Consider the following 8,111-nt stretch of genomic DNA (forward strand, 5'->3'; position numbering starts at 1 on the left):
TGAAAGCTCTGATGAAAGACCAGTTGCTCCCTGCCGTTTCCTTTCAGGGCGTCACTCGGCGGTACGGACTCGTCAATGCGGTGAGCGACGTGAGCCTTGACATCTCGCCAGGGGAATTTTTCGCGCTGCTTGGCTCGAGCGGATCTGGCAAGACGACGCTTCTTATGCTCCTTGCAGGGTTCGACAAACCGACCGAAGGCCGCGTCCTGATGTCGGGCACGTCTGTCTCCGACGTGCCGCCGCATCGGCGGCAGATCGGGGTGGTCTTCCAGAACTACGCGCTTTTCCCGCATCTGACGGCCGCCGAAAACGTCGCCTATCCACTCAGGATGCGCGGCGTCGGGCGTGCCGAGCGTGAGGCGCGAGTGAAGTCGGCACTCGGTCTCGTCAACCTGACTGATCGCGGGTCATCGTATCCATCGCAGATGTCAGGTGGGCAGCAGCAACGTGTGGCGCTCGCCCGAGCTCTCGTCTTCGGCCCCGACCTCCTGCTTATGGACGAACCGCTGGGTGCCCTTGATCGGAGGCTCCGTGATCAAATGCAGCAAGAACTGAAGCGTATCCAAGGCGAGCTCGGTATCACGGTCATCTATGTTACGCATGACCAATCGGAAGCCATGGCCATGGCAAACCGTATCGGGATCATGTCCGAAGGGCGGCTTCTCCAGGTTGCGGATCCGGCAACCATCTACGCCGCGCCGGCCAATCATTTCGTCGCACGTTTCCTCGGCGATTGCTCGATTCTGCGCGTCACCGCGACGGATGGCGGCCGCGGATACGAGATCTGTGGCGTGCGTCAGCCGTTGCTGTCTCCAGCAACGGCGCCTTTCGATATTGTGGTGAGGCCAGAGAACGTCTCAGTCCATCCCGTAGTGGAAGCCGTATCAAGCGATATTTCCGGCGTCCCCGCGACGATCCGTGACGTCACATATCTCGGCGCCGGCTGGCGCGTAATGCTGGAGCTTCCTGACGGGCAATCCCTGYTGGCCAGCATCGTGCGTGGAGATCACATGAACGTATACCTAGCGCCCGGAGAACCCGTCGTCGCGCGATGGGCGCCGACATTCGTCGCCGCTCTTCCGGCTGAAAAATCTTCCTGAAACAGAGTCTTTTTAAAGGAGTGCCACCATGAAGCGAGCGAAACTGTATTTGAGAATTTCAGTCGGCTTACTTGCTGCGACCAGCGCAGTCTTCTTCCACCAGGCGGCATCGGCGGCCGGTCCCGCCCAGGTCGTGGTCGCCTCTTACGGAGGCTCCTTCCAAGACGCCCAGACAAAGGCATTTTTCGATCCATACGCCAGAGCAACGGGTGCCAAAGTCATCGGCACGACCGGTACTGGTCATGCCAAGATTAAAGCGATGGTCACGAGCGGCAACGTCACTTGGGACGTGGTCTCGGCCGACGCCGCGGCCTTCGAGAACGAGGTGAAGGATGATCTTCTTCAGCCGCTCGATTACTCGGTGATCAAGGCCGATGGCATCCCGGCCGGCTTCCGCACAAAATACGGCATCGGCTACATGAAGTTCGCACAGAATCTGGCGTGGAACAAAGACAAGTTTCCACATGGACTTACCCCGGCGCAGTTCTTCGACCCAACGGTGAAAGCGCGTCGCGTGATGTTGGCGGTGCCGTACTACAACCTCGAATTTGCGCTGCTGGCTGACGGTGTGAAGCCGGCCGAACTTTATCCGCTGGACGTGGCCCGCGCCCTCAGAGTTATCGACCGGATCAAGCATCAGATTGTCGGCTTCAAGCCGCCCTCGGATGTCCAAGCGCTCATCCAGCAGGGCGAGGTCGACGTCGCCTTCGCCCCGGGCGGTCGCGTCCAAAATGCCATAAAGGCCGGTGCCAACTGGGCTTATGGGTGGACCGCAGCGATCACGGTGGTCGAATATTGGGCGGTGGTCAAGGGTGCTCCGAATGCAGCGGAGGCGATGAAATTCATCAATTTCGCCGTCCAGCCAAAGCCGCAGGCGGAACTTCCTCGCCATATCTTTTATGGCCCGACCAATGTCGACGCGCTGAAGCTTATTGACGGTGCAGCGCTCTCAGCCGTCGCCAAAGATCTGCCGGGCAATCCGGCTAACGAGAAGTTCGGCGCAATTCTCAATTCGAAATGGTGGAACGAGAACCTCGAGTCTGTGACGACCCGATGGAACACGTACGTCATGCGCTAACAACACGTAAATAGGAGAACGCGAAGATGAAACGCAGTAGTAGGTTTGTAAATTGGGTCGTAAATTGGGAACGGTTCTTACTGCTGACTCCAATAGCCATCTTGCTTCTCCTCGCCTTCGCTCTACCGTTGGTGGCGATCGTACCGGAGGCGTTCGGCGGCGATGCCGCCGGGCGCTTCATGCGGATTTTTKGCAATCCGGTTTACCGAGCGGTGATCTGGACAACGGTGCGCATCAGCCTGGAAGCCACAGCGATAACCCTCATTATCTCGTTCCCCTTGGCATGGATATTGAGCCGGGCGACTGGGGTGAAGGCACTGCTTCTTGGGCTGTTGGTTCTGATTCCCTTCCTGACCAGCGTGATGGTTCGGACGTTCGCCTGGCTAGCGATCCTCGGACAGCGTGGTCTTATCAACGCGACGCTTCTCAGCCTAGGGTTGATTTCAGAGCCGCTGCCGCTGCTGTTCAGCGAGCTAGCCGTTGTGCTCGCCCTCGTGCAATGCTCGATTCCGATGATGGTTTTCGCTCTCTTTACCGTCCTCAAGCGTATTGACGGACGCATTCTCCTGGCTGCTCATACGCTCGGTGCCAACCCGCTGCGCATCTGGTCCGGCGTACTTATTCCGCTTGCAATCCGCGGCATCCAATCCGGCGTCACCATCATCTTCCTCTTCACCATGGCGAGCTTCATTGCACCGACCTTTCTCGGTAGCCAGCGCCAGCAGATGCTCGCCCAGGTAGTTCAGTCGGAAATCGACGTCGGAGCCGACTGGGCTTTGGCCGCGGCACTCGGCATCACGCTTGCCCTTATAGCGACAATCATCGTCGCGGCACTCTCCGCGGTAGCGCGGTACTTGTCGCGTTGGCAGCGTCCGGGTTTGTTGCCGGTGACTTTGCCGCAAGCGCATGTGGAGCAGGTGGACAAGTCGCTTCTTCGCAGACCGGTAAAGCTGCCACCCTCCCGTCTCCACATTCCTGCGATTTTTCGCGGCGGCGTGCGGTTTGTCGAACCGATCTATCTGTTTTTCATATCTGTCTTCATCCTGCTTCCGCTGGTCGTGCTCATTCCTGTGTCGTTCAGTTCGGCAGAGGTTCTCATCTTTCCGCCACCCGGCTACTCCTTGCGATGGTTCGAAACGATCTTTCATAGCCAGGAATGGACTGCGGCGGCACTGACCAGCCTTCGCATCGGCGCCGCCGTCTGCGTCGCGACCCTCGTCATGGCCACCCTGACGGTTCTTGGCATTGGTCGCAATTTCCGTTACCAGGGTACTGCCGAAGCGCTGTTGATGTCGCCCTTGACCGTCCCAAGCGTCGTTTTCGCGCTAGGTGCTTATCTGGCCTTCTCGCGTGTGGGACTCGTAGATACCGAGACAGGGATCATCTTTGCTCATACTGTTTTGATTTTCCCAATTGTTTACCAGGTCGCGTCGGCAACATTTAGTTCCATCGATCCTTGGCTGTCCCTTGCAGCGGCAAGCCTTGGGGCGAATCCTTGGCGCATCTTTCGAACGATCGTTTTCCCCTTGCTTCTTCCAGGCCTCGCAATCGGAGCTTTGCTTGCGATGCTTCTCTCGTTCGATGAATCTGTCTCTTCGATCTTTCTCAGCAACCTGTCGGTGAAGACCTTGCCGAGAAAGTTGTGGGAAGGCATCCGCTTCAATACAAGTCCCGAGTCTGCAGCCGTCTCCGTGGTGCTGATGGGTGTGACATGCGCCGTGGTCGTTGTCGGCATGATGGTTGTTCTCCGGCGCCGGAAGAACGCTCTGTTACCCGTGCAAGCGCGCCCTGAACCGGCTTGACGGCATCAGCTGTCTTCGTTAGCGCACCGCACCAGTGAAGAACACCGATCCTCGATTCAGACAGGTCCACGGCTGAGCAAGATGCGTCGTTGCCGATAACCGATTGTGGGCAATCGGTAATTTGAACGTGACGGCTGAATTCCAACCACTTACGAGCGCAGGTTCCGCTCTTTGGAGAAATTATGAAAATACGTAGCGTTAAGGTTTATTTGGTCAACAGCGGTCGCCTGCATCCCGTCATCGTGCGGATCGACACCGACGAAGGCATTTCTGGCATCGGAGAGGCCGCAATTGCATACGGTCTCGGCGGCACGGCGGCAGCCGGAATGATCAAGGATCTGGCGACCCGAATTTTGATCGGGCGGGATCCGCACGCGATCGAAGCGCTGTGGTCTGAGATGTACGACCATTCTTTTTGGGCCAAAGGTGGCGGGGGTCCCATCGTGTTTGCGGGCATCAGCGCCATTGAGCAGGCACTTTGGGATATCAAGGGCAAAGCACTCAATGTCCCTGTGTACCAGTTACTTGGCGGCAAAGTACGCGATTCGGTTCGCGTTTATGCAAACGGCTGGAGCACTGAGACGACTACAGCAGCGGAATTCGCGCGTGCTGCTGAGAGGCCACTGAAGGACGGCTACACGGTTCTGAAGTGCTACCCGTTGGCAATGTTTGATCCACGGGGAACTGTCCGCCACCCAACGAACCGTGCTCTTGACCGCGACCAAACTCGCCTGGCATTTGACAGGGTAAAGGCCCTTCGCGATTTCGTTGGCCCAGACATCGAGATCATGCTGGACCTTAGCGGGGCGCTCACAACGGACGAAACCATCCGGCTTTGCCAGCGCTACGAAGAACTGGACATCCACTTCATTGAAGAGCCGGCCGATCCGTTTGATTTGGGCGCGCTTAAGAAGATCTCGGAGAAAGTCAATATCCCTATCGCTGTCGGCGAACGTCTTTATACGCGGCACGGCTTCCGCAAGCTCATGGAATCACATGCAGCTGACACTGTGCAGCCGGATGTGGGTAACACCGGCGGCATCATGGAGACCAAGAAAATTGCAGCTATGGCAGAAGCGTACAACCTGCGCGTTGCCCCCCATAACTGCGCCAGCCCGGTCTGCTCCGCAGTCAGCGTTCAGCTTGCAGCGAACCTTTCCAACTTCTCCATCCTGGAGATGTACCCCTATTGGAACCGGTATCCGGGTCATATCCAGTTCACTGACGTAGTGCCGGAGTATCAAATCAAGAACGGCTACCTCGAAGTACCCGATAAACCGGGGCTGGGCATTGAGCTAATCGAAGAAAAAATTGACACCTATCTTTGGGCCGAAATTAAAGCTTAGTTTTGGAGCTCGGGGCTGAACGTGCGAGCCGGAAGCAGCGATTGCTCCCATCAGTCGATCAACGGCTCTGTTAATCACGCAGGCAAAAATGGTTCTAGGGCTTTGAATTGGGCACAGGTCACTCCTTCTGAAAGAGGACTCCTCACAAAAGACGCACTGGGCGATACCTGGTGTTATTGAAACCGGATCGGTGGTTGGCCGAGAGCACACATTTAGATGATCCAAATGAAAAGTTCTATTGTGAAGATGCCGCTGCGCATCTATGTCGAAAACATACGAGACGGAGACCCTGCATATTGCGTTACCGAGGAGGCCATTCGACATGCTCTGGCGGGAATTGCCGAACCGTCGCTGGTAGTTGAGCGACTTCGTGGCGAGCCGGATATAGGCGTCTTGAGCCAGTGCAACGTACTTATTGGGGCTGCCTTTGATACCAGTTTGCTTCGCGAACATGGCAAAGGCTTGCGCCTAGTCCACTCCACTAGCGCAGGTGTTGAACGCCTGTTGCCACTCGATTGGCTCCCGGCAGATTGCGTGCTTGTCAACAGCAGCGGAGTCCATGCCGACAAGGCTGGCGAGTTTGGGTTGCTGGCTCTGCTGATGCTGAATGACAGGATTCCCCAACACGCAACCAATCAGCGCGAGCATGTTTGGAGCCGTACGCTTTCTCCTCCGATTAAAGGAAAGCGTGTGCTGATCTATGGTGTCGGAGCGCTTGGCGGCGCGGTCGCGGAGAAGGCAAAACTCTTGGGGCTTGAGGTATGGGGAATTCGACGTACAGCCGAAGCTCATCCTTTCGTCGACCGTATGTTCTTACCGGAAGATTTTGACGAGATCGTCTGGCAGGCGGACTTTGTTGTGGTTACGGCACCTCTGACCGACCTGACAAGAGGTGCAATCGGCACTGCGCAGATCAGTCGGATGAAGCCAGGCGCAGGCCTCATCAACATGGCACGGGCGGCCATAGTTGACTATGATGCTTTAGCGTGCGCTTTGTGCGAGGGACGGGTATCCGGGGCGATCCTTGACGTTTTCGACCGCGAGCCGCTACCTCCGGAGTCGCCATGGTGGGACGTGCCCAATTTAACGGTCAGTCCCCATGTCTCATCAGATAGCCCAGTTGACTATGTCACGAAGTCTCTTGCTATCTTCGGCGAGAACGTTCGGAGAGTGAATGCGGGCGAGGACCTTCTGAATGTGGTTGACGGCAACTCTGGCTATTAGTTAATTCATACACGAAGAGAAAAGGTAGCCCTACCTCCGAGAATAGGGTGTTTTGGTAAGTAGGAAACTGATTAGTTGGCCCGGGCGGGTAGGGTAGGGGGCCATCTGCTCATCGGTGAAGATTGCTTTTCGTGTAAAGCCCGCAGGCCGCTCACATGCAACCCGTCGCACCGTTAGGCCATGTGCAGCAGTAGACCCACTCCCAGCACATTGGCACCGGGTAGCCTGGTATGGCGCTGCCGCAAACCACCAGTTTTTTCACCCAGCGGCAACTGGGCAGCGTGGGTCCGAATCCACCAAAGCCACCAAAGCCACCAAAACTGGATCGGGACGTGGTCATCATTGGTGTACTTTGAACGAACGCCTCTGGCGACGGAGCATCGCCCTGGAGTTGAACTGCGTGGAAGGCACCGCCAACTGGCATATCCGATGATGGATTTGGCGTGGCCTGTGCTAGCAACGCCAGCAGGACTTGACCCTCGGGATCCTTTGGCGCGTTCAGGGTAATCCTTACCATTGGGTGTACGTGATCTCGACAACCACGCTGGCCAATGTGCTCAGCGTGCTTGACCATTCCGGTAGGCAAGTCGACCCACACATCGCAGCCGGATGGTGAAAAGCTAATGTTTCCACTTGTTCCAGATGGCTTCACCATGCCGGTCAGCAATGCTTGCGGTTGATTCAGGGTACCCTCCTGGAGAGCCTTCTCCAGAGCCTCACCCGAAAATAATTGATCATTCATAAGAACCTCCTGTCGGACGCCTGTTGAGGTTGCTGTTATGTGCTGTAACCCCCCCCACTACCGCAACCCTTGTGTAGCAGGAGGCTTATCCGCTTCGCACTCATCGTTGATCGATTCAGACTGTGCTAACAAGCCCCAATTAAGTCAAGGCGCGGCCGGCCTACAGCCCGCACGACGCCGCGTGTTCCTCCTGGAATGCGTTGAGCTGCGACAGGTCAGTCTTCAGTTCGCTCTCCAGCTCCTGTATGTCCCCCTTGACCTCCTGGATTTGAGCCTTATCCGGGGTTGGTTGGGTCTCCAATTTCTTCAGGCGCTCACTCAGGGCCCGAACCCGGCCTTGCTTGGCCTTGATCTCTCGCTCAATGTGTTTGATGGCTCTTTCCATCAAATCGCAGACAGTGCGCATAGGTTGAGTAGCCATGTGTAGTGCTCCTTTTCGGTGATGCGTGGGTGATGCAGTCGCCATGCCCTCTGTCAAGCGTGTGTTGCTTTGCGAAGTTTGGTGGCTTCGACTTTTTTGGGCGTGTCAGAAAACTTCGGTCGCAACTCCAGTCGGTCGAGGCGCTTTCTGTCCTCCGCCAGGGCGCGCTCCAGTTCCTTGATCTTGCGCCTCAACTCCTCGCAGCATTTTGATTCCGGGCGCCGAATGGGCGTGGCCTTGATATGGCCAAACAGCTCCCAATCCCCTTCGCTGTCCCACCTTCGGCTGAAGGGGATGGCAACGCCGCCCGACTCTTCGAGCTGCTTGTGGGAAAACTTGAACAGCGCACTTCCGACCTGGTCGTCCATGTTGCCGAAGGCCGCAATCCAGTCCAGGAC

At 56.9% G+C, this 8,111-nt stretch carries 8 protein-coding genes; 5 read left to right on the forward strand and 3 right to left on the reverse strand.

What is annotated here, in order from left to right:
* Positions 1-11: 11 nt before the first annotated feature.
* From AC1DUB_RS25710 to AC1DUB_RS25730, 5 genes are all read left to right on the forward strand, one after another.
* Positions 12-1,100, forward strand: coding sequence for an ABC transporter ATP-binding protein (locus AC1DUB_RS25710; protein ID WP_477731964.1), 1,089 nt, complete (start codon positions 12-14; stop codon positions 1,098-1,100).
* Between the two features lie 28 nt (positions 1,101-1,128).
* Complete coding sequence (locus AC1DUB_RS25715) at positions 1,129-2,178, forward strand: ABC transporter substrate-binding protein (RefSeq protein WP_477731965.1); 1,050 nt, start codon at positions 1,129-1,131, stop codon at positions 2,176-2,178.
* A 26-nt stretch (positions 2,179-2,204) separates the two neighbouring features.
* Entirely contained in the window at positions 2,205-3,980 is a 1,776-nt protein-coding gene (locus AC1DUB_RS25720; RefSeq protein WP_477731966.1) for an ABC transporter permease subunit, read from the forward strand.
* 182 nt (positions 3,981-4,162) lie between these two features.
* Positions 4,163-5,326 carry a mandelate racemase/muconate lactonizing enzyme family protein gene (locus tag AC1DUB_RS25725; protein ID WP_477731967.1) on the forward strand — a complete coding sequence of 388 codons (1,164 nt, stop codon included), beginning with the start codon at positions 4,163-4,165 and terminating at the stop codon, positions 5,324-5,326.
* Positions 5,327-5,542: 216 nt separating this feature from the next.
* Positions 5,543-6,550 (forward strand): D-2-hydroxyacid dehydrogenase, encoded by a 1,008-nt coding sequence (locus AC1DUB_RS25730; RefSeq protein WP_477731968.1) that lies wholly within the window; start codon positions 5,543-5,545, stop codon positions 6,548-6,550.
* A gap of 151 nt (positions 6,551-6,701) precedes the next feature.
* Here AC1DUB_RS25730 and AC1DUB_RS25735 read toward each other — a convergent pair whose 3' ends face one another.
* The 3 genes from AC1DUB_RS25735 to AC1DUB_RS25745 form a co-directional block, all read right to left on the reverse strand.
* On the reverse strand, positions 6,702-7,292 hold the full coding sequence (locus AC1DUB_RS25735; RefSeq protein ID WP_477731969.1) for a hypothetical protein: 591 nt from the start codon (positions 7,290-7,292) through the stop codon (positions 6,702-6,704).
* A 160-nt stretch (positions 7,293-7,452) separates the two neighbouring features.
* On the reverse strand, positions 7,453-7,713 hold the full coding sequence (locus tag AC1DUB_RS25740; RefSeq protein WP_477731970.1) for a hypothetical protein: 261 nt from the start codon (positions 7,711-7,713) through the stop codon (positions 7,453-7,455).
* Between the two features lie 53 nt (positions 7,714-7,766).
* On the reverse strand, positions 7,767-8,111 hold a 345-nt coding region (locus AC1DUB_RS25745), incomplete at its 5' end, for a hypothetical protein (protein WP_477731971.1).

Source organism: Polaromonas sp. P4_F9 (assembly GCF_056401235.1).